This window comes from Acuticoccus sp. I52.16.1 (assembly GCF_022865125.1).
Taxonomy (GTDB): Bacteria; Pseudomonadota; Alphaproteobacteria; order Rhizobiales; family Amorphaceae; genus Acuticoccus.
Genome location: NZ_CP094828.1, coordinates 1,086,959 through 1,105,474, shown reverse-complemented (window position 1 = coordinate 1,105,474; position 18,516 = coordinate 1,086,959). Strand labels below are relative to the sequence as shown.

Annotated in this window: 16 protein-coding genes; 5 read left to right on the top strand and 11 right to left on the bottom strand. The window is 70.4% G+C overall.

Annotated elements, in window-relative coordinates; all coding sequences use genetic code 11:
* Positions 1-4 precede the first annotated feature (4 nt).
* Positions 5-1,201 carry a CaiB/BaiF CoA-transferase family protein gene (locus tag MRB58_RS04930; RefSeq protein WP_244780623.1) on the bottom strand — a complete coding sequence of 399 codons (1,197 nt, stop codon included), beginning with the start codon at positions 1,199-1,201 and terminating at the stop codon, positions 5-7.
* A gap of 124 nt (positions 1,202-1,325) precedes the next feature.
* Here MRB58_RS04930 and MRB58_RS04925 point away from each other — a divergent pair, with 124 nt between their 5' ends.
* On the top strand, positions 1,326-2,198 hold the full coding sequence (locus tag MRB58_RS04925) for an enoyl-CoA hydratase/isomerase family protein (protein ID WP_244780622.1): 873 nt from the start codon (positions 1,326-1,328) through the stop codon (positions 2,196-2,198).
* 75 nt (positions 2,199-2,273) lie between these two features.
* On the opposite strand, the gene MRB58_RS04920 is transcribed toward MRB58_RS04925, so the two are convergent.
* The 6 genes from MRB58_RS04920 to MRB58_RS04895 form a co-directional block, all read right to left on the bottom strand.
* The gene (locus MRB58_RS04920) at positions 2,274-3,158 is read right to left on the bottom strand and encodes an alpha/beta fold hydrolase (protein ID WP_244780621.1); all 885 of its coding nucleotides are present in this window, start codon (positions 3,156-3,158) and stop codon (positions 2,274-2,276) included.
* 52 nt (positions 3,159-3,210) lie between these two features.
* Positions 3,211-3,987: a short-chain dehydrogenase/reductase gene (locus MRB58_RS04915; protein WP_244780620.1), complete on the bottom strand. Its 777-nt coding sequence runs from the start codon at positions 3,985-3,987 to the stop codon at positions 3,211-3,213.
* 412 nt (positions 3,988-4,399) lie between these two features.
* Complete coding sequence (locus tag MRB58_RS04910) at positions 4,400-5,968, bottom strand: GMC family oxidoreductase (RefSeq protein ID WP_244780619.1); 1,569 nt, start codon at positions 5,966-5,968, stop codon at positions 4,400-4,402.
* 14 nt (positions 5,969-5,982) lie between these two features.
* Positions 5,983-6,615 (bottom strand): gluconate 2-dehydrogenase subunit 3 family protein, encoded by a 633-nt coding sequence (locus MRB58_RS04905; RefSeq protein ID WP_244780618.1) that lies wholly within the window; start codon positions 6,613-6,615, stop codon positions 5,983-5,985.
* A gap of 61 nt (positions 6,616-6,676) precedes the next feature.
* The gene (locus tag MRB58_RS04900; RefSeq protein ID WP_244780617.1) at positions 6,677-7,072 is read right to left on the bottom strand and encodes a VOC family protein; all 396 of its coding nucleotides are present in this window, start codon (positions 7,070-7,072) and stop codon (positions 6,677-6,679) included.
* 191 nt (positions 7,073-7,263) lie between these two features.
* Positions 7,264-7,563 carry a ribbon-helix-helix domain-containing protein gene (locus tag MRB58_RS04895; RefSeq protein WP_244780616.1) on the bottom strand — a complete coding sequence of 100 codons (300 nt, stop codon included), beginning with the start codon at positions 7,561-7,563 and terminating at the stop codon, positions 7,264-7,266.
* Between the two features lie 189 nt (positions 7,564-7,752).
* On the opposite strand from MRB58_RS04895, the gene MRB58_RS04890 reads away from it, so the two are divergent.
* Positions 7,753-9,546: an SLC13 family permease gene (locus MRB58_RS04890; protein ID WP_244780615.1), complete on the top strand. Its 1,794-nt coding sequence runs from the start codon at positions 7,753-7,755 to the stop codon at positions 9,544-9,546.
* A gap of 352 nt (positions 9,547-9,898) precedes the next feature.
* Positions 9,899-11,329: an O-antigen ligase gene (locus MRB58_RS04885; RefSeq protein WP_244780614.1), complete on the top strand. Its 1,431-nt coding sequence runs from the start codon at positions 9,899-9,901 to the stop codon at positions 11,327-11,329.
* Between the two features lie 21 nt (positions 11,330-11,350).
* Here MRB58_RS04885 and MRB58_RS04880 read toward each other — a convergent pair whose 3' ends face one another.
* A complete protein-coding gene (locus tag MRB58_RS04880) occupies positions 11,351-12,214 on the bottom strand; it encodes a sulfotransferase (RefSeq protein ID WP_244780613.1) in 864 nt (287 codons plus the stop codon).
* A 14-nt stretch (positions 12,215-12,228) separates the two neighbouring features.
* Positions 12,229-13,173: a PHB depolymerase family esterase gene (locus MRB58_RS04875; protein WP_244780612.1), complete on the bottom strand. Its 945-nt coding sequence runs from the start codon at positions 13,171-13,173 to the stop codon at positions 12,229-12,231.
* 226 nt (positions 13,174-13,399) lie between these two features.
* Here MRB58_RS04875 and MRB58_RS04870 point away from each other — a divergent pair, with 226 nt between their 5' ends.
* Together MRB58_RS04870 and MRB58_RS04865 are read left to right on the top strand one after the other, a co-directional pair.
* On the top strand, positions 13,400-14,287 hold the full coding sequence (locus MRB58_RS04870; protein WP_244780611.1) for a sulfotransferase: 888 nt from the start codon (positions 13,400-13,402) through the stop codon (positions 14,285-14,287).
* A complete protein-coding gene (locus MRB58_RS04865) occupies positions 14,287-15,657 on the top strand; it encodes a hypothetical protein (protein ID WP_244780610.1) in 1,371 nt (456 codons plus the stop codon). Before MRB58_RS04870 ends, MRB58_RS04865 begins: the two co-directional genes overlap by 1 nt.
* A gap of 164 nt (positions 15,658-15,821) precedes the next feature.
* On the opposite strand, the gene MRB58_RS04860 is transcribed toward MRB58_RS04865, so the two are convergent.
* Entirely contained in the window at positions 15,822-16,304 is a 483-nt protein-coding gene (locus MRB58_RS04860) for a glyoxalase/bleomycin resistance/extradiol dioxygenase family protein (RefSeq protein ID WP_244780609.1), read from the bottom strand.
* A 154-nt stretch (positions 16,305-16,458) separates the two neighbouring features.
* Complete coding sequence (locus MRB58_RS04855) at positions 16,459-18,513, bottom strand: hypothetical protein (RefSeq protein WP_244780608.1); 2,055 nt, start codon at positions 18,511-18,513, stop codon at positions 16,459-16,461.
* Between the last annotated feature and the right edge of the window lie 3 nt (positions 18,514-18,516).

Below are 18,516 nucleotides of genomic sequence, written 5' to 3'. Positions count from 1 at the left end.
AGGGTCACACCGCCTTGGCCGCTCGCAGCGCGGTGACCTCGTCCGCCGAGAAGCCCAGCTCGCCGAGGATCGCGTCGGTCTGCTCGCCGGCGTCGGGGGCGGCGTGGGTGATGCCGCCGGGGGTCCGCGTCAGGTGGACCGGCGTGGCGACGAGGCGGATCTCGCCGCGCCGCGGATGGGAGACCGGCTCGGCCATCTTCAGGTGCTCCACCTGCGGGTCGGCGAAGACCTTGTCCATGGTGTAGATCGGCCCGGCGGGCACGCTGCACGCCTCCAGCCGCTCCAGCCAGGACTCGGTGGTATCCTGCATGAAGAGCGGCTCCAGGATCTCGCGCACCAGCGGCCGGTTGGCCGTGCGTGCCTCGACGGTGGCGAATCTCGGGTCGGTCGCGTGCTCGGGATGGCCCATCTCCTCGCACAGCGAGCGCCATTGCCCGTCGCCGGCGACACCCAGATTGAGGTAACCGTCGGCCGTCGGCATCACGCCGGTGGGCGTCGTCACCGGATGATCGTTGCCGGCCTGCGGCGGCACCTCCCCGTCGACGAGATAGCGCGCGGCCTGGAAGTCCATCATGGCGATCTGCGCCTCCAGCAGGGAGGTGTGGATCCACTGCCCCTTGCCGGACTGCTCGCGCTCGATGATCGCCATCAGCACGCCCATCGCGGCGAAGTTGCCGGCCGAGAGGTCGGCGATCGCGGTCCCGGCCCGCATCGGCCCCTGGCCCGGAATCCCGGTCACCGCCATCAGCCCGCCCAGCCCCTGGGCGATCTGGTCGAAGCCGGGCCGCTTGGCGTACGGCCCGTCCTGGCCGAAGCCCGAAATCGACGCCAGGATGATGCGCGGGTTGATCGCCGCCAGCGTGTCGTAGTCGACGCCGAGGCGGTATTTCACGTCCGGTCGGAAATTTTCGACCACGACGTCGGCGCTCTCGATGAGCTTGCGCAGGACCGCCTTTCCCTCCGGCGCCTTGAGGTTCAGCGTCATCGACCGTTTCGAGCGATGCAGGTTCTGCATGTCGTGGCTGTCGCGGTTGCCGTTGATGCCGGCGTTGGGGTCGAGCCCCTCGGGCGCCTCCACCTTGATGACGTCGGCGCCGTTGTCGGCGAGGATGCGGCAGCAGGCGGGGCCCGCGCGCACACGCGTCAGGTCGATGACGCGGATGTGGGACAGGGCGCGCTGGGGGGTGGGGTGGTCGCTCATGCTCGGGGGCTCATCTGGCTCGGGTCGTCGGGACGGGATGCGCATATCGCATCCCGATTCTATGCGTGGTCAAATGCGTCGGATGGTCTAGGGTCCGGCCGACGTGACGAGAGGGAGGGCGCCGGTGGTGGCGAACGGAAACGAGGCAGGCGCGGGCGCCATCGTGGAGCTGGGCGAGGACGAGGACGTCGCCGCGCTCCTGGAGCAGCAGGAGACGGCCGCGCAGATCATGGTCACGCGCCCGACGCAGGGGACGGCCGTGGTGACGCTGAACCGGCCCGACCAGCGCAACGCGATCACCTTCGCCATGTGGCACGAGCTGGCCGACATCTTCGACCAGCTGGCCGAGGACGAGTCGCTGCGCAGCATCATCCTCACCGGTGCCGGCGGTTACTTCTGCGCCGGGGCCGACATCAAGGAGTTCGCCACGGTCCGCGCCACCCAGGAAGGGGCCGAGGAATATGCCCGCCGGGTCGACCGCTGCACCGAGGCGATCGCCGAGTGCACGAAGGCGACGTTCGCGGCCGTCTCCGGCCCGGCCTACGGCGGCGGCTGCGGCCTGGCGGTGGCGTGCGACTTCCGCATCTGCGACGAGACCGCCGTATTCGCGATCCCCGCGGCGCGGCTGTCGATCGTCTACGGCATCGAGGAGACGCGCGCACTCTACGAGGTGGTCGGGCTGACCGCGGCGAAGGACATGCTGTTTTCCGGCCGCGCGCGCGATGCGTCCGAGGCGCTCGCCATGGGCCTCGTCAGCGAAGTGAGCACGGAGGACGCGCTCTCTGCCGCACGCCGCCGGGCCGAGGCGCTGGAGACGGTGGCGCCGCTGTCGATCGCCGGCAGCAAGCTGGTGCTTGAGGCACTCACGAAGGGCGAGACCGCCGAGCGTGCCGAGCGGATCGCCGTCGCCACCGCCCGCGCCACCGGCAGCGAGGACTATCGCGAAGGGCGCACCGCCTTCGTCGAGAAGCGCGCCCCCCGCTTCAAGGGCCGCTGAGCCCCCCGCACGCGCACGAGGCGCCCCCGCGAGAGGGGGCGCCATGGCGCTGCGGTCGGCGATGCCGGGCACCGGCTACTTCTTCGTGCCGAGGATACCGTCGATCATCGCGCGCGGGTCGCGTGCCTTCCAGGCGCCGCAATCCACCTTGTGCAGGAACTCCTGCAGCTCGCGGTTGAACTCGTGCGGGGTCTCGATGTTGATCGTGTGCCCGGCGTTGGGGATGATCGACAGCGCGGCGGTGGTGATCACCTTCTTCATCAGGATGGACGGCTCCAGGCAGGGCCAGTCCTCGTCGCCGGTGATGATGAGCGTCGGCGCGGTGATCCCGGCCATGTCGTCGACGAGATCGTAGAGCGACGGCCGCATCTTCTGCACGCCGCGCATGGTGTTGGCCGAGCCCAGCGCCGAGTGCGCGACCAGCTGGTCACGGAACTCCTGCCAGCCGCGCGGGTCGTTGTTCTGGAACTGCACGCGCGTGGGGCCGAGCGCGTAGCCGCCGCCGACCTCCTCCATCGGCAGGTCGTCGAACCGCTTGGCGGTGGCCTCGACCTCGGCGGCGAACTGCTCGCGCTTGTCGGGCTCGGCGCCGTAGCCGCAGCCGCCGATGGTCAGCGACAGGGCGCGTTCCGGGTAGGTGAAGCCGAAGTGGACCGTGGCGAACCCGCCCATCGACAGGCCGACGATGTGCGCCTTGTCGATGCCGAGCCCGTCGAGGATCGAGCGAATGTCGTCGCGGGCGCGGCTTTGCGAGTACATCGCCGGATCGGCCGGAACGTCGGACGGCAGGAAGCCGCGCGCGGAGTAGGTGATGCAGCGATAATAGCGGGCGAAGTGGCGCATCTGGGGCTCCCAGCTACGCCAGTCGCCGGCGAACTCGTGCACGAACACCACCGGGACGCCGCTGCCGGCCTCTTCGTAGTAGAGCTTCACACCATCGTCGGTCGTCACATAAGGCATTGGGGTCGGGGTCTCCGTTGGGTGTCGGGCGGGGCGCGGCGGGGCCGGCGCGCTAAAAGGTGCGGCTCTGGTTGGCGATGCCGCCGTCGATGGTGACGACGGTGCCGCTGGTGTAGGCGGATCTGTCGGACGCCAGCATCGCCACCATGGCGGCGATCTCCTCGGCGCTGGCGGCGCGGCCGAAGGGGAGGGGCTCCTTCAGCGCCTCCCAGTTCTCGGCCGAGCCGGTGCGGTCGGCGGCCTTCTTCCGCATCAGCGTCTTCAGCCGGTCGGTATCCACCGGGCCGGGGTTGATCGCCACCGCGCGGATGCCGTCGCGGGAGGAGACGCTGCCGAGCGTGCGGGTGAAGGCGCACAGCCCGGCATTGGCGGTGGAGCCGGCGATATAGTCGAAATCGAGCGCCTCGGCGGCGTTGCCGATGACGTTGACGATGACGCCGTGCCCTTGCGCCTTCATCAGCCCGTAGTAGTGGCGGCACAGGGAGATGTAGCCGAACACCTTCAGCTCCCAGACGTCCTTCAGGCGCGCGTCGTCGAACTCGAGGAGATTGCCGCCGGGGATGCCGCCGGCATTGTTCACCAGGATGTCCACCGGGCCGACCGCCTCGACCACGCGCCGGCGCTCGGCCTCGTCGGCGAGGTCGGCGGCGAGGGTGGCGACCTTGCCGGGGCCGGCGATGCCGGCGGCCGCCGCGGCCAGGACGTCGGCGCTGCGGGCGACGAGCGTGACGTCGACACCCTCGGCGGCGAGGCAGCGCCCGGTGGCGAGGCCGATCCCCTTGGAGCCGCCGGTGACGAGGGCGGTGCGCCCGCTCAATCCAAGATCCATGGCAGTGGTCCTCTCCATCGCTCCCACGAGGGGCGGGTTATCGTCGTTGCCGGGCGGGCGGTCCGCCGCCGGGACGCAGGCCACCGGGAGCGCCCGCGCCAACGCGCGCCGGCGTGCCGTGCCGGGCCGTGCGCGTACCGGGTGGCATGCAAAATGACCTCGGGTCGCGCAAGTCCTCCGGTCGCCGTGCCGGTCGGAGCGAGCGCTGTGGGCAGCTGACGTGTGCGGCCCCCTTTCGAGACGCGTTGCCGGGTCAGGGTGGCGCCGATCGGCCTGCGGGGATAGTTCGGCCGCGTCATATCTGGTGTTACCGCGCGGTCGGGTCGCCCCGCCGCCCGGCGGCACGCGCAGACGAAAAGACGCCCGCCTCCGGGGGGAAGCGGGCGACAGTCGGGCAGGGAGGTGCCCGGGTTCAGAGTTCGCCGCGGCTCATCCGGTCGGCGATGTGCCCGGCCTGGCGGATGGCGAGCGCGACGATGGTCAGCGTCGGGTTCTCCGCCGCACCGGTGGTGAACTGCGAGCCGTCCGACACGAACAGGTTGGCGACGTCGTGCGTCTGGCCGAAGCGGTCGACGACACCGTCCTCGGGCCGCGCGCTCATGCGGTTGGTGCCGAGGTTGTGGGTCGACGGGTAGGGCGGCACGCGGAAGGTCTCCTCGGCGCCGGCCGCGTCGTACACGGCCGCCCCTTGCGTGTAGGCGTGCTCGCGCATGGCGACGTCGTTCGGATGGTCGGTGAACGTGACCACGGCGACGGGCATGCCGTGCGCGTCCCGCTCGGTGGCGTGGACGGTGACGCGGTTGTCGGCCTGGGGCATGTCCTCGCCGACGATCCACATGCCGGCCATCGTCTCGTAGGTCTCCATCTTGCGCGCGAAGTCGCGGCCCCAGGCGCCGGGGTCGAGGAAGGCGGCCATGAACGGGAGCCCGAGCGACAGCGTCTCCAGTTCGTAGCCGCCGGCGAACCCGCGGGACTCGTCGTGGTGCGCCTCGTCCTGGATGATGCCGGCCATCGTCGTCCCGCGCCACATGCGCACCGGCTCCGGCATCGCGGCGTAGACCGAGCCGGTGGTGTGGCGCATGTAGTTCCGCCCCACGGCGCCGGAGGAATTGGCGAGCCCGTCGGGGAACAGCGACGAGGCGGAGTTGAGGAGCAGCCGCGGGCTTTCGATGGAGTTGCCGGCGATCGCCACCACGCGCGCCTTCTGCTCCTGCTGTGCGCCGTCCTTGTCGGCATAGAGCACGCCCGTCACCTTACCGGACGCGTCGTGCAGGACCTGTAGCGCCTGGGCCCGCGTGCGCAGCTCCAGGTGGCCGGTCGCCAGCGCCTTCGGGATCTCGGAATAGAGGGTCGACCACTTCGCCCCCATCTTGCAGCCCTGGAAGCAGAAGCCGAGCTGATGGCACGAGTTGCGGTCGTCACGCGGGCGCGAGTTGATCGCCATGCGGCCGGTGTGCACCGTCTTGTACCCGGCCTTGGTGGCGCCATCGTACATGACCTTGAAATTGTTGTTCCCCGGAAGGCCCGGGATCCCGTTGGTGCGGGTGACGCCGAGCTTGTCCTCCGCCTTGGCGTAGAAGGGCTCCAGCTCGGCGAGGTCGATCGGCCAGTCGAGGAGGTTGGCCCCGTCGACCGCGCCGTAGCGCTCCAGCGTCTTGAACTCGTGCTCCTGGAAGCGGAGCGAGGCGCCGGCCCAATGCGTGGTCGAGCCGCCGACGGTCTTGCAGATCCATGCCGGCAGGTTGGGAAAGTCGGTGGCGACGCGCCAGCCGCCCTCGGCGTAACGCTTGTCGAGCCAGGCGAGCTGGCCGAAAGATTCCCACTCGTCGTTGACGTAGGTCTCGATGGACTGCTCGCCGCCGGCCTCCAGCAGCACCACGTCGATCCCGCGGGTGGTCAGCTCATGGGCGAGCGTGCCGCCGCCCGCGCCGGAGCCGACGATGACGACGACGGTGTCGTCCGAAAGGTCGAATGTTGTCATGTCCGTTGCCTCCCTCAGTCTTCCACCGGCGGGCTCGCCTCGGGCGGCGGGTCCGGCAGCCAGGAGAGATCGTCGAAGCCGTTATGGAGGTAGCCGCCCTTGGGGTAGGAGGGGCCCTCGTAGCCGAACACGGCCCACACCTCGGGCTGGTTGTAGAGGGCGACCACCGCCTTGCCGCGGATCGCCTGGAAGAACGGCGTCGTCGCCATCCCCTCCAGCGCGGCGTATCGGGCATCCTCCGACGCGTCGATGAACGAGCCGCCGGCCGCCTCGTCGAGCGCGGCGGCGCCGTCGCGCAGGAGGTCCAGGCGCGACTTGTCCTCGAAACCGGCCGCCTCGGCGTCGAGGGCCTTCACCACCACCGCGTAGTGGGCGTCGCCGACCGCCGCGTGCGGGTAGACCGCGCGGGTCATCACCAGCAGCGTCTGGGCGAGGTCGGGGTCGAACGCGTCGTAGGGGACCGCCCACGCCTTGTCCGGAGCGACCAGCCACGTCACGCCCGAAACGGCGACGGCATAGGCGCCGACGGCGGTCAGGCTGCCTCGGATGAACCGCCGGCGGTCCATCACGAAGCCCGGCAGATGGGGGGGCCCCGGTGGGACCTTCCCCGTGGACTCCGCGTGGGCGGAGCGCTCGATCAGCCTCATCGACATTTCCTCCTGGGTCACACGTCCGCTCGGGTTTTTGTTGTGCGCGGACGGTCGGCGATTACTGGTAGCGGCCGCCTCTCTGGAGCACCTCGATCTGGTAGCCATCGGGGTCGGCGACGAAGAAGAACCGGGCGATGACCGTGCCGCCCGGCGCGAAGTCGACCAACTTGCGGGGGGCGAAGCCGGCCTCGGTGAAGCGGGCGTGCTCGGCCTCGAGGTCGTCCACCGCGAAGGCGAGATGGCCGTAGCCGTTGCCGAGGTCGTAAGGCTCGCTCTGGCCCTTGTTGACCGTCAGCTCCAGCTCGAAGTCGTTCTCGGCGTTGCGCAGGTAGATCAGCGTGAAGGATTCGAAGTCGAGCCGATCGGCCACGGTGAGCCCGAAGGCGCGCTCGTAGAAGTCGAGAGACTTCTTCTCGTCCAGCACGCGGATCATGGAGTGAATCGCTTTGGCCAACACAGCCCCCCTTCTCGGCACGACGCAGCGGCGACGGCGGGACCGGGTAGGCCACCCGGCACACGACCGACGCGGTATTGCGATCGAGGGTATGGGCGCCGTGGCGGAGCGGGTAGTACCGGGCTAACGCACGCCTTCGACTTTGATGGCGGGTGCCGACGCCGCCCGACTCGACCGGCGGGGCCGCGGGATCAGGTCCGCTCGGCCTCCAGCGCGCGAACCGGGATGCCGGCGGTGCGCCCCAGGTGTACGAGGCTGACGCAGCGCAGCAGCGAGGAGAAGTTGCGGGCCTCGCCGTGAAGGTCGAGCACTTCGTCGTGCAGTTCCGTCAGGAGACGGGCGAGCGACAGGCCCTCGCTCTCGGCCAACCGCTCGAGGATGTCCCAATAGACCGCTTCGAGACGGATCGAGGTGGAATGGCCGCCCAGGCGAACGGAACGGGTCTGGCTCTCGTAGCTCTCCCGCGGAATGCCAGCGAAGACGTTGCACATCGACGTTTCTCCCCCTGACCGGGAAGGGTACCCAAAGCGTGCCTGCCCGTCCATTCATCATCGAACTGGTCTAAATCGAAGCAGGGGCCGCTTGCCGCGCCGGCTGCGACAAAGCGCGAGACACCGGCCCGGCGGTGCCCTATCTGCGCAGCGCGGACCCGAGCCGCCACTGCCGAGATGCCCCCGCCTATGGACCGCGCGATCGACCTCCTCCACACCTACGACGCCTGGGTCGCGCTGATCCTGCTCGTCGCCCTGTTCGCCGCGTTCATCCTCGAGCGGTTGCCTCCGGACGTCACCGCGGCGGGCGGGGCTGCCGTCTTCATCGTCCTCGGCCTGGTGCCGGTGGAGGACGTGATGGGCGCCTTCGCCAACCCGGCGCCGATCACCATCGCGGCGATGTTCGTCATCAGTGGCGCGCTGGTGCGCACCGGCCTGCTCGACGCGCTCGCCAACCGGCTGATCGCCGGTGCCGAGAACCGGCCCGTCTTGGCCTTGGCGTTGTTCCTGCTGGCGACGGTCCTCGCCTCCGGGCTGATGAACAACACTCCGGTGGTCCTCATCCTCATCCCCATCGTCATCCGTCTGGCGCACAGCCTCGACATCGCGGCGACGCGGCTGTTGATTCCGCTCTCCTACGTCGCGGTGCTGGGCGGCACCTGGACGCTGATCGGCACCTCCACCAACCTCCTGGTCGACGGCGTGGCGCAGCGCGAGGGGCTCGCCCCGTTCGGCATCTTCGAGATCGCGCCGGTGGGCCTGATCGTCGCCGTCGTCGGCGGAGCGGCGCTCGTGGTGCTCGGCCCGCGCCTGTTGCCCGACCGACGCGAGCGCGGCCAGTCCGACGAGACCACCGAGCCCAGCTACCTGACCGAGCTGCGCCCCTCCGCCACGTTCGACGGCATCGGCAAGACCGTGGAGGAGATCGCCGCCTTCGGTCGCCCCGGCGTGAAGATCGTCGGCTTGCTCGACGGCACCACCGTCAAACGGGACGACATCGCCGCTCACGTGGTCGCGGCCGGAGACCGGCTGGTGGCGCGGGCGACGACCTCCGAGCTGCTGACCCTGCGCGACATCGACGGGCTCGGCGTCGGCCTGCGCCACGGTCCGCTGAAGCCGGAGAACGAGGACCTCGTCGTCGCCGAGGCGCTGGTGACGCTGTCACGTCGCAGTCAGGGGATTCGCCTGGCGCGCCTCGCGGTCGGGCAACGTGCGGATATGCGGGTGCTGGGGGCCCACCGCCATGGCCACAGCCTCGGCCCCAGTCTCAGCGCCGCCACGCTGCGTCCGGCCGACAAGCTGTTGCTGGAGGGGACCGAGGAGGGCCTGGCGCAGATCCGCGAGACCCCCGAGCTGGCCGCCATCAGCCAGACCGTCGGCCGTGCCTTCAAGCGGGGCAAGGCGCCGCTGGCGCTGCTGGCGCTGGTGGCGACGGTCGGCCTCGCGGCGTTCGGCATCGCGCCCATCAGCATCTTGTCGCTCATCGCCGTCGCCGCGATCCTGGTGCTGCGCTGTATCGACAATGACGAGGCCTGGGGTTCGATCGACGCCGGCATCCTGGTCCTGATCTTCTCGATGCTCATCGTCGGCGCCGGGCTGCAACACACCGGCGCGGTGGCGTTGGTGGTCGAGGCGGTGGCGCCGCTCCTGAAGGGCCTGCCGCCGGTGGCGATGCTGGCAGCGATCTACATCATCACCTCCGTCCTGACCGAGACGGTGACAAACAACGCCGTCGCCGTGGTGGTGACGCCGCTGGCTGTGGGCCTCGCCGAGCAGATCGGCATCGACCCGCGACCTCTGGTCGTGGCGGTGATGTTCGGCGCCTCGGCGAGCTTCGCCACGCCGATCGGCTACCAGACGAACACGCTCGTCTACGGTGCCGGCAACTACCGCTTCGCCGACTTCCTGCGCATCGGCGTGCCGATGAACGTCATCGTCGGGCTCGCCGCCATCCTGATCATCCCGGTGTTCTTCCCGTTCTGAGAAGTCCGGCGCAGGAGGCCGACGGTGGCCCGTCGCCCGGGCGCTCGCGAAAACGTGATAGCCGGTACACGCGAGACCGTCGTAGTCCGCGGCCGGCCGGCCCCCTAGGTTCGCAATGACCAGGAGCACGGCAGGGCGAGGCAGATCGGCCAGTCACGAATTTGTGAAATCTCGTCATGGCCGCGGCCGTCCGCCGATCGGCGTCACGTCCCCCGTCACGCATCGTGATCACACTGTTCAGCTCATCCGTTCTAACTCATCCTTCGTAATCCAATCTGTGGCTGTCCGGTTCGGGCTCGAGATCCGATCGCCGGTCCGGATGGCGGGACGAACGATTGTGTGACGAGGAACTATGCGGACGTCGGGCGAGACGGGGACGAGCGGGGCCGGGTTCATCGGCTGGATCGCGTTGATGGTGGCCTTGGCATCGGCCATTCCGTTGGGAGCCAACCGCCCGGTGAGTTGGATCGGCCTGGCGCTCGCGATCTTCGCCCTCTTCGCGATCGGGCTGCTGTTGGAGCTGCGCAACCCGTCGGTCCGCGCCGCCAGGCTGTGGCCCTCGGCGCTGCTGGCCGGGCTCGCCATCGGCTGGGGGTTCGTGCAGACCTCGCCGTCGCTCTCCGCCCTCGCACAGGCCATCGTCGACCATGTCGCCTCGGCCATGGGCCGCGAGCCGCCGGTGCTGATGCACCCGGTGTGGGACACCGTCGAGGTCGCGCCGACGATCTCCGCCGACCCGATCGACGGGCGCCACGTGGTGCTGCGGCTCGCCTGCTACGTGGCGCTGTTCTGGCTCGCGGTCCAGGCGGGACGCGACAACGAGCGCGGACGCACCATGCTGGGCGTCGCCGCGCTGGCCGTGACGCTGGTGGCCACCTTCGGCCTCTTCGCGGCGGCGACGGGCAACAATCCCATCCTCGGCGAGGACGCCGGCGCGCTGAGCGCCACCTTCGTCAACCGCAACTCCTTCGGCACCTATGCCGCGTTCGGCGTCGTCATCAACCTGGCGCTGCTGTTGACGCGGTTGCGGGTCACCGGCGGCGCCAAGCGCGGCTCCCATGTGCTGCGGGATTTCCTGGAGCGCCTGCTCAGCCGTGGCTGGATCCACGTCGTCGGCTTCGCGGTGTGCGCGGTGGCGCTGCTCGGCTCGCAATCGCGTGGCGGCGCACTGGCGGCGATCGCGGGGGCGGCCTTCGTGCTGGCGCTCTCGGCCCGCGCCGGCGGCAGGCGCAGCGGACTGGTCGCCGCACTCGTCGTGGCGCTGGCGATCTTCGTCGCCAGCGTCGGCGCGTCCGGGGTGTTCGGCCGCTTCCTCGCCACCGACACGTCGGAGGAAGCGCGCGGCGCGGTCTATCTCGCCACCGTGGACGCGATCGCCGACCGGCCGCTGCTGGGCCACGGTGCCGGCTCCTTCACCGACATCTTCCGCGCCTACGTGCCCGAGGGCGCCGGGATGGGCGAATGGGACAAGGCGCACAACACCTATCTGGAGCTGGTGTTCGAACTGGGCGTGCCTGCGGCCATGGCGTTCCTGCTGGCGATCTTCATCGTCGTCGCGCGGGTCGTCCGCGGGGCGGTCTCGCCGAGCAACGACACGTCGATCGGGCTCGCGGCATCCGGGTGCGCCCTCGCCGCCGGCGTCCACTCCCTGTTCGACTTCAGCCTGCAAATTCCAGCCGTCGCGGCGCTGTTCGCCTTCGTGCTCGGCCTCGGCTACGCCTACGCCACCCGGGAGGTCCGCATGCGGTCGAGCCGCCGGCCCGGCCGCCCCGTCGAGGCCTGAGCCGCCGAAGCGGGGGAGGGATCATCCCTCGGACGGCTCCGGCTCCAGCTCCAGCGTATAGCCGAAGCGCTCCGCCAGCGCGGCGGCACCCTCGGCCAACCGCACGCCGCCGCCCACGGCTGGCATGTCGCGGCGGAAGGCGGGTTCGCGCAAAAAGGTGCGATCGTCGCCATAGGGCGCGCCGATCGGCCCCACCGCGGCGAAGGGCGAGCGCTCGGGGTGCAGCATCGCCTCGATCGCGGCGGCATCGTCCCGCAGCCCGAGAGCGCCGGCGAGCCGGGTGAGCGTCGCCTCGGGATCCGCGGCGACGTCCTCCAGACGCACGATGTGGACGTGCGCCGGATCCAGCCCCTCGAGCTGGTCACAAATATTGCGGTTGATCCGGACCCAGTCCCCGGCCGCGAATTCCTCCTCCTGGAAGGGGGATTCGGCCTGCCGTGCGAACGGGGTGGCCTCGGCGAACCCCGGATGGCCCACCAGGTGGACGAAGCTCGCCTGCGCGATACACTCGCGAATGCGCTGGATGGCGCCCCGGCGCACGCCGTAGACGCGGCTCTTGTCGACCAGCCGGCGCGGTGCAACCTTGCCGCACAACTCCGCGAAAACGAGGTCGACGGGCCAGAAGTAGCGGCGCATCGCCCAGCGCCGGGCCATCTGCACCGCATCCATCGTCTGGTCGCCGGCGTAGAGGCAGGCGACGGCGCGCAACAGGCCGTCCGAGTGGGCCTGCCCCAGCCGGTTCAACTCGCTCCACACCAGCTCCAGCCGATCCTCGACGAAGAGGTTGAGGTCCGATGTCCCGAACGTGTCTGGGTTACAGCCGATCATCGCCCCGACCCGCGCCATCTGCGGGGTCGGCACGCCGAGGACGAAGATTGGCCGCATGCCGGGATCAGCCGTCATAGGCCGTAGGAGCGGAAGAAGCCGACGATGAGGCGCGTCGCATCGATATCCTCCGAGGTGATGCCGAAGAGGCGACGCGAGAGCCGCCCCGTCTTGTACGAGCTGCCAGGCCACGTATGACCGCCCCCGTCCACCCGGTAAAGCTCGACGCGCATCTCGTTCTGGCAGGCCTTGGCGATGACCCGCGTGACGGAGGTGCCGTCGTCCGCGTTGTCCTCGAGCGCGACGGTGCGCTGGCCGCTGCAACCGGCGAGGCCGGCCCACAGGCTGAACGTGTCGTTGGTCGACAGCACGTTGCCGCCGCCGCCGCGCAGCAGGCGCGAGCGCGGGATCGGGCCGCCGTTGTACGGCATGATGTTGTCCTGCGTGCCGTTGAAGAAGAGGAACGGCACGCCCCGGTTGGGCGCGCAGGAGGCGTAAAGGTCTTCCGGCAGGTTGGCGGCGACGGCGGCATAGGCCTTGAACGCCCGCGGCCGCTCGCAGGCGATGCGCTGCGTCAGCATCCCCCCGCTCGACAGGCCGGCCAGGAACACCAGATCCGGATCGCCGTTGAAGCGGGCCACCACGTCGGCCACGACATCCAACACGAATTTGACGTCGTCGGCGCCGCCGGAGGTGACGCTGCGCCCGTCGTTCCAGCGGTTGCGCACCGCGTTGGGAAGCACCGCGATGAATTCGTCGCGGGTCACATCCCCCTCGATCGTCGTCTGCTTGGCGAGGCTGCGCCCGTTGCCGTAGCCGCCGTGCAGAAGCACCACGATGGGATACCGCTTCGACGCGTCGACCTGGCGGGTCGGACGGACCATGTAGTACGCACGTCGATCCCCGCCGGAACGGATGTTCTCGGTCTGCGAGACGGCGGCGGCGGTCGGCTGTGCAACGGCAATCATCCCGCCCACCACGATGAGCAGCAGGACACAGAAAATTTGCGTGACGCTCATGTCTCGATCAGATCCTTTGACGGGGTGGAGAAGGACGACTAGGTAACGGTCGCGCGCGTCCGGGTCGAGAAACGTGAAATCACGACTCTGTGTGGTTTCAAGGTCGTTCTAGTGCCTTAGCGTTATTGGGCAAATACAGGCCTCCGCTGCGGCTTGCAAGGCAAGGTCGGAGATGCCACACCCGGCTGCGTTCCACTGTTCATTCCGCGAATCATGACCCTAGGCGATGCCTGAACCGCTCTTCATCCTGTGCCCGCCGAGGTCGTTTTCCTCTATCGTATGCGGAATTCTCGGACAACATCCTCAATGCTACGGGCTACCCGAGCTGAACCTCTTCCTCGCCGAGGATCTGCGGTCGCTGTGGCATGGGCCGATGTCGATGCCGATCTTTCGCGACGGCTTGCTGCGCGCCCTCGCCGAGCTGCACGACGGCGAGCAGACCGAGGACACCATCATGCGCGCCCGCGCCTGGATCTCGGCCCACTTCGAGTGGGACGTGCCGCGCCTGCTGGCGCACATCCAGGAGCTGGTCGGGCCGAAGATCCTCGTCGAGAAGAGCCCCAGCACGGTGTCGCGACCGGACTATATGGCGCGCCTGCGCACGCTCTATCCCAACGCCAACATCCTGCATCTGACCCGCCACCCGCTTTCCAACGGCGAGTCGATCGTCGCCCTGCGCGACCGGTTCGAGGCGCTTCAGGCGGTGGCGCGCGGCCCGTCCTCGGACCCGGAGCGCATGTGGACCCGCGCCCACGAGCTGATCCTCCACGGCACGGCCGACTGCGAACTCGGCCAGGCGATGCGCATGCAGGGCGAGGCGCTGCTGTCGGACCTCGCCTGCTATCTGCCGCAGATCTGCGAGTGGCTCGACATCGACACCTCGCCCGCGGCCTTCGAGGCGATGATGCACCCCGAGGCCTCGCCCTACGCCACGCCCGGCCCCCGCGGCGCCCCGCGCGGCAACGACCCGAACTTCCTGCAAAATCCGGCGATCGACCCGCAACGGCTGGCGCGCATCCGCGTGCCGTCGCTGGACGACGCGCTGCCCTGGGCGAGCGGCGAGCATTTCAACGAACGCACGCGCTCGCTCGCGATGCGCTTTGGGTACAGCTGATGGACGGGATCGACGCCGCCCCCTTCGCCGCGATCGCCAGCGACGGCTTCTCCCGTCCGGGAACGGTGAGCGCCCCGTGCGCGGTGGTCTTCAGGGACCAGCTCTTCATCGGCACCGCGACGGACCTCTCCTGGGCGAGCGGCGATGCGCCCGCCATCATGCGCCTCGACGAGGAGAGCGCGACGTGGGTCGTTGCCTACGAGCCGCCGATGGTGGCGGCCGGGCCGCGCAGCACCGTGCCGGAGCGGCAGGCGGTCGCCGCCGGGACCAGCGTGCTCGCCACGCTCGGCATCGGTGGTGCGGGCGAAGCCGGGGCCGAGGTCCCGCGTGACGTCGGCTATAGCGCGATGGCCGTCTTCCAGGGCGCGTCCGATCCGCAGCCGGCGCTCTACGTCGCCACGATGTCGCGCGGTGGGGCACTCATCCTGCGTTCGGCCGACGGGGTGACGTTCGAGCCGGTCGCAGCGCCGGGCCTCGGCGACCCGGACATCTTCTCGTTCCGCTGCCTGACCGCGTTCGACGGGCAGCTCTTCGCCGCCGCCTGCGGGACCGTCAGCGACACCGACCTCGATCCGGACGTCGCCCCGCGCGCGGAGGTCTATGTCTCGGCCGACCCGGCCTCCGGCGTGTGGCGGCCGGCCGCGGAGGTCGGCTTCGGCGACCCGGACAACGCCTCGATCCACACCCTGTGCGTCGCCGACCGGCGGCTCTATGCGGGCACGCACAACCCCAAGCGCGGCTTCCAGGTCTGGGCGACCGAGGCGGCCCGAGAGGCGCCTTTCGTGTGGACGTGCGTGCTGCGCGACGGAGCGGGCCGTTTCAATCACAGCCTCGTCGTCACGGCGATGGCGGAGTTCGGCGGTGCGCTCTACGTCGGCGGCGGGGTCAACGGGCCGGGGACGGACCCGGTCTACAATATCGGCCCGGCGGCGGCGGAGGTGATCCGCGTGTGGCCTGACGGGACCTGGGACCTCGTCGCCGGTCAGCCGCGATTCTCGCCGCAGGGGCTCAAGGTGCCGCAGTCGCTGGCGGGGCCGGGTCTCGACGACGTCTTCAACGCGGCGGTCCCGGCGATGTGCGTGCACGAGGGGGCGCTCTACCTCGGCACACGCCAATGGGAGGCCTACCAGGCGATCGCCAACGGGGCGGATGCGGTCGGCGGCGCGCAGATCTGGCGCAGCGGCGACGGGGAGACGTTCACGCTGCTGATGGAGGACGGGCTCGGCAATCCGGCGTGCGTCGGCATCGTCGCGCTGCTGTCGACACCGCTCGGTCTCCTCGCCGGCACCGAGAACCACAGCGAGAGGCTCGCCCTGGCCGGCGCACGCGTGCCGCTCCCGGCCGGCTGCTCCGTGCTGATCGGCGGCTGAGGCCGCCGGTCCGGTGCCTCGCCGCGGCCATTGCGCCGCCGCCGAGGGTCCCGGTCACGCAGACCGCCGGCGTTCGAAACACCGCACGAACCCTGGCGTCGCCATTCGCCGCGCTGATGTACCGGCCCCGCCGGCTGCGGGCGCTGGGCCCTCGGCCGGTGCGTTCAGGCGTCCGGCGCCAGCTGCGTGCTCAGCCACCAGGTGATCCCGTTGGGGTCGACGACGCCGCCGCGACGGTCGCCGTCGCCTTTCTCGGCGGGCGGCTGCGCGCTCGTGCCGCCGGCGGCCAACGCCCGTGCGAACGCCGCATCGACGTCCGCCACGTAGACGTGGACGTGGGCGGGCTGGCTCTCGGGCATCTCGCCCAACATGACCACCGTATCGTCGACGAGCACTTCGGCGTGCATGACGCTGCCGTCTTCGCGCTCGAAGATGCGTCGCCGCCTCGCGCCGAGGGCGCGCTCCAGGAAGGAGAGCGTCGCCTCCGCGTCGGCGACGATCAGGTAGGGCGCGACGCTCGTGTATCCGTCCGGCTTGAACGCCGCCGTGCCGGGCCCGGCCGCACGTCCGACGTTTGGCTCCGTCCCTGGCGACCCCGTCCCCGATAGCCCCGTCCTCGATAGCCCCGTCCCCGGCGGCTCCGTCATCGATGGTTCCGTCTTTGATGGCATGGCCCGACTCCCGCGCTGCCGGGCGCCGGTGGTGTTTTCCGGCGCCCGTTGTTCATGTGGCGCCGGCATGCATCGGGTCGAGGGTCGTCGCGGCCGATGCCATCCTCGTCTGTCCGCGGCGTGCGGGAGCTCAGCGGCCCTCGCGCCACCAGGTCGAGGAGAGGGCGGCCAGCAGGATGGCGAGGCCGAGGAGGCCGGCGAACAGCGGCACACGCTCCACGCCCGTCAGCTCGCTCGCCTCGGAGCGCTTGAGGCCGATCCAGTCCGAGCCGCTGGTCGAGCGGCCCTCGGGGCGCATCAGGATGCGCGGCGCCGAGGCACCGTCGTCGACCCGGCGGACCGACCCGCGAGTGAGGTCGACGAGGGGGGCCAGCGTCTGGGTCGTCGAGGTGAGGTCGCGGGCCTCCACCGGGTTGGCCGGGCCGACGTGGCCGAGCGCGGTCAGCCGCCCGTCCGTCGCGCGGTAGAGGCCGAGGTCCGGCGTCTCCACCGAGGCGCGCCACAGGCCAGGCTCCGCCTCGGCGAGCGTCAGCTCCTCGGTCGCGCCCGATGGGGTGGTGAGCGTGACAGGGCCGGCGGCGTCGGCGAGCGTCTGCCGCTCGACCACCAACGCGCCGTTGCCGGTGATGAGGCGCAGCGCCTCTTCCTCCAACTCCGGTTCCTTCATGAGCCAGTGCGACAGGCGGCGCATCAGCGGCACGTGCGGGCCGCCCCCGTCGAACCCGCGCGCCCACAGCCAGATGTGGTCCGACAGCATGGTGGCGACGCGTCCGTCACCCTCGCGCGAGAGGACCAGGAGTGGGTTGTCGTCGGCGCCGGTCATGACGGTCTCGCCCGCCGTCGGCACCGCCTCGACCTGGCGGAACCACTCGCTCCAGGCGGGCGGCGTCTCGTTGCCGCCGGGGAGGTCGCGCGTCACCGGATGGCGCTGGCCGAGGGCCGACACCGTCGGCCGGAACGGTGCCTCGACGACGCCGCCGGTGGGCGCCACGGGCAGCGTCGCGGCGAGCGGGGTGTGGTAGACCGAGCGGGGCCCCGCATAATCCGGCCCCGCCGCGATCAGCACCGCGCCGCCGTTGAGGACGTACTGGGCGATATTGTCGAAATATAGGGCCGGCAGGACGTTGCGGCGGTGGTAGCGGTCGAAGACGATGAGGTCGAACTCGTCGATCTTCTGGCTGAACAGCTCGCGTGTCGGAAAGGCGATCAGCGACAGCTCGTTGATGGGCGTGCCGTCCTGCTTCTCCGGCGGGCGCAGGATGGTGAAGTGCACGAGGTCGACCGAAGCGTCCGACTTCAGGAGGTTGCGCCAGGTGCGCTCGCCCGCGTGCGGCTCGCCCGAGACCAGGAGCACGCGCAGGTTCTCGCGCACCCCCTCGACGATGGCGACGGCGGCGTTGTTCACCGTCGTCAGCTCGCCCTCGACCGGGTTTACCTCGAACTCGTAGAAATTGTCGCCGCCATGGCCGATGTCGACCGTGATCGCGATGGGCTCGCCCACGGTGGCGATGCGCGTCTCGGTCAGCTGGTCGTCGGCCCGGACCGAGAGCTCCACCGCCGCCCCCTGCGACGCGGCGTCCTCCACGGTGACGACGATCGTCTGCTCCGAGCCGACGAGGCCGAAGCGCGGCGCGGCGACGATCTCGACCCGGCGGTCCCGCTCGTCCTCGTCGCCGACGATGAGGGCGTGGACCGGCGCCTCGAACGGGGCGGTGGTGGGGATGTCGTGCACCTGGCCGTCGGTGACCAGGATGGCGCCGGCGATCCGGTCGGGCGGAACATCGCCCAGGAGGTCGGCCAGCGGCTCGAACAGGATGGTGCCGTCGCGGTCGGCCTGCGGGCGGTCGACCGTGAGGGTGCGCACCTCGAGCTGCGGCGTCGCCTCCAGGCGGGCGACGAGGTCGTCGGCGAGGGCGTCGGTCGCCGCGACGCGGCCGGCGGTGCGCTGGCTCTGCGAGTGGTCGACCACCACCGCGACGATGCCCGAGAGCGGCTCGCGCACCTCGCGCTGGAGGGCCGGGTTGAGGAGGGCGAGCGCGAAGAGGACCGCCGCGGCGATGCGCAGCGACGACCCCCGCACCCGCCGCGCGAGGCCGAGCCCCGCCAGCGTGAGCGCCACCACCGCGAAGACGGCGACGACCCAGATCGGGACGTAGGGACTGAACGCGAACTCGAAATCTGTCATGAC

What these genes read in the sequence shown, in the direction of transcription:
- MRB58_RS04905 (WP_244780618.1), bottom strand. Translation starts at nt 6,615, where the DNA reads ATGAGGCTGATCGAGCGCTCCGCCCACGCGGAGTCCACGGGGAAGGTC.
- MRB58_RS04870 (WP_244780611.1), top strand. Translation starts at nt 13,400, where the DNA reads ATGCCTGAACCGCTCTTCATCCTGTGCCCGCCGAGGTCGTTTTCCTCT.
- MRB58_RS04910 (WP_244780619.1), bottom strand. Translation starts at nt 5,968, where the DNA reads ATGACAACATTCGACCTTTCGGACGACACCGTCGTCGTCATCGTCGGC.
- MRB58_RS04885 (WP_244780614.1), top strand. Translation starts at nt 9,899, where the DNA reads ATGCGGACGTCGGGCGAGACGGGGACGAGCGGGGCCGGGTTCATCGGC.
- MRB58_RS04880 (WP_244780613.1), bottom strand. Translation starts at nt 12,214, where the DNA reads ATGCGGCCAATCTTCGTCCTCGGCGTGCCGACCCCGCAGATGGCGCGG.
- MRB58_RS04865 (WP_244780610.1), top strand. Translation starts at nt 14,287, where the DNA reads ATGGACGGGATCGACGCCGCCCCCTTCGCCGCGATCGCCAGCGACGGC.
- MRB58_RS04920 (WP_244780621.1), bottom strand. Translation starts at nt 3,158, where the DNA reads ATGCCTTATGTGACGACCGACGATGGTGTGAAGCTCTACTACGAAGAG.
- MRB58_RS04890 (WP_244780615.1), top strand. Translation starts at nt 7,753, where the DNA reads ATGGACCGCGCGATCGACCTCCTCCACACCTACGACGCCTGGGTCGCG.
- MRB58_RS04930 (WP_244780623.1), bottom strand. Translation starts at nt 1,201, where the DNA reads ATGAGCGACCACCCCACCCCCCAGCGCGCCCTGTCCCACATCCGCGTC.
- MRB58_RS04860 (WP_244780609.1), bottom strand. Translation starts at nt 16,304, where the DNA reads ATGACGGAGCCGCCGGGGACGGGGCTATCGAGGACGGGGCTATCGGGG.
- MRB58_RS04915 (WP_244780620.1), bottom strand. Translation starts at nt 3,987, where the DNA reads ATGGATCTTGGATTGAGCGGGCGCACCGCCCTCGTCACCGGCGGCTCC.
- MRB58_RS04875 (WP_244780612.1), bottom strand. Translation starts at nt 13,173, where the DNA reads ATGAGCGTCACGCAAATTTTCTGTGTCCTGCTGCTCATCGTGGTGGGC.
- MRB58_RS04895 (WP_244780616.1), bottom strand. Translation starts at nt 7,563, where the DNA reads ATGTGCAACGTCTTCGCTGGCATTCCGCGGGAGAGCTACGAGAGCCAG.
- MRB58_RS04855 (WP_244780608.1), bottom strand. Translation starts at nt 18,513, where the DNA reads ATGACAGATTTCGAGTTCGCGTTCAGTCCCTACGTCCCGATCTGGGTC.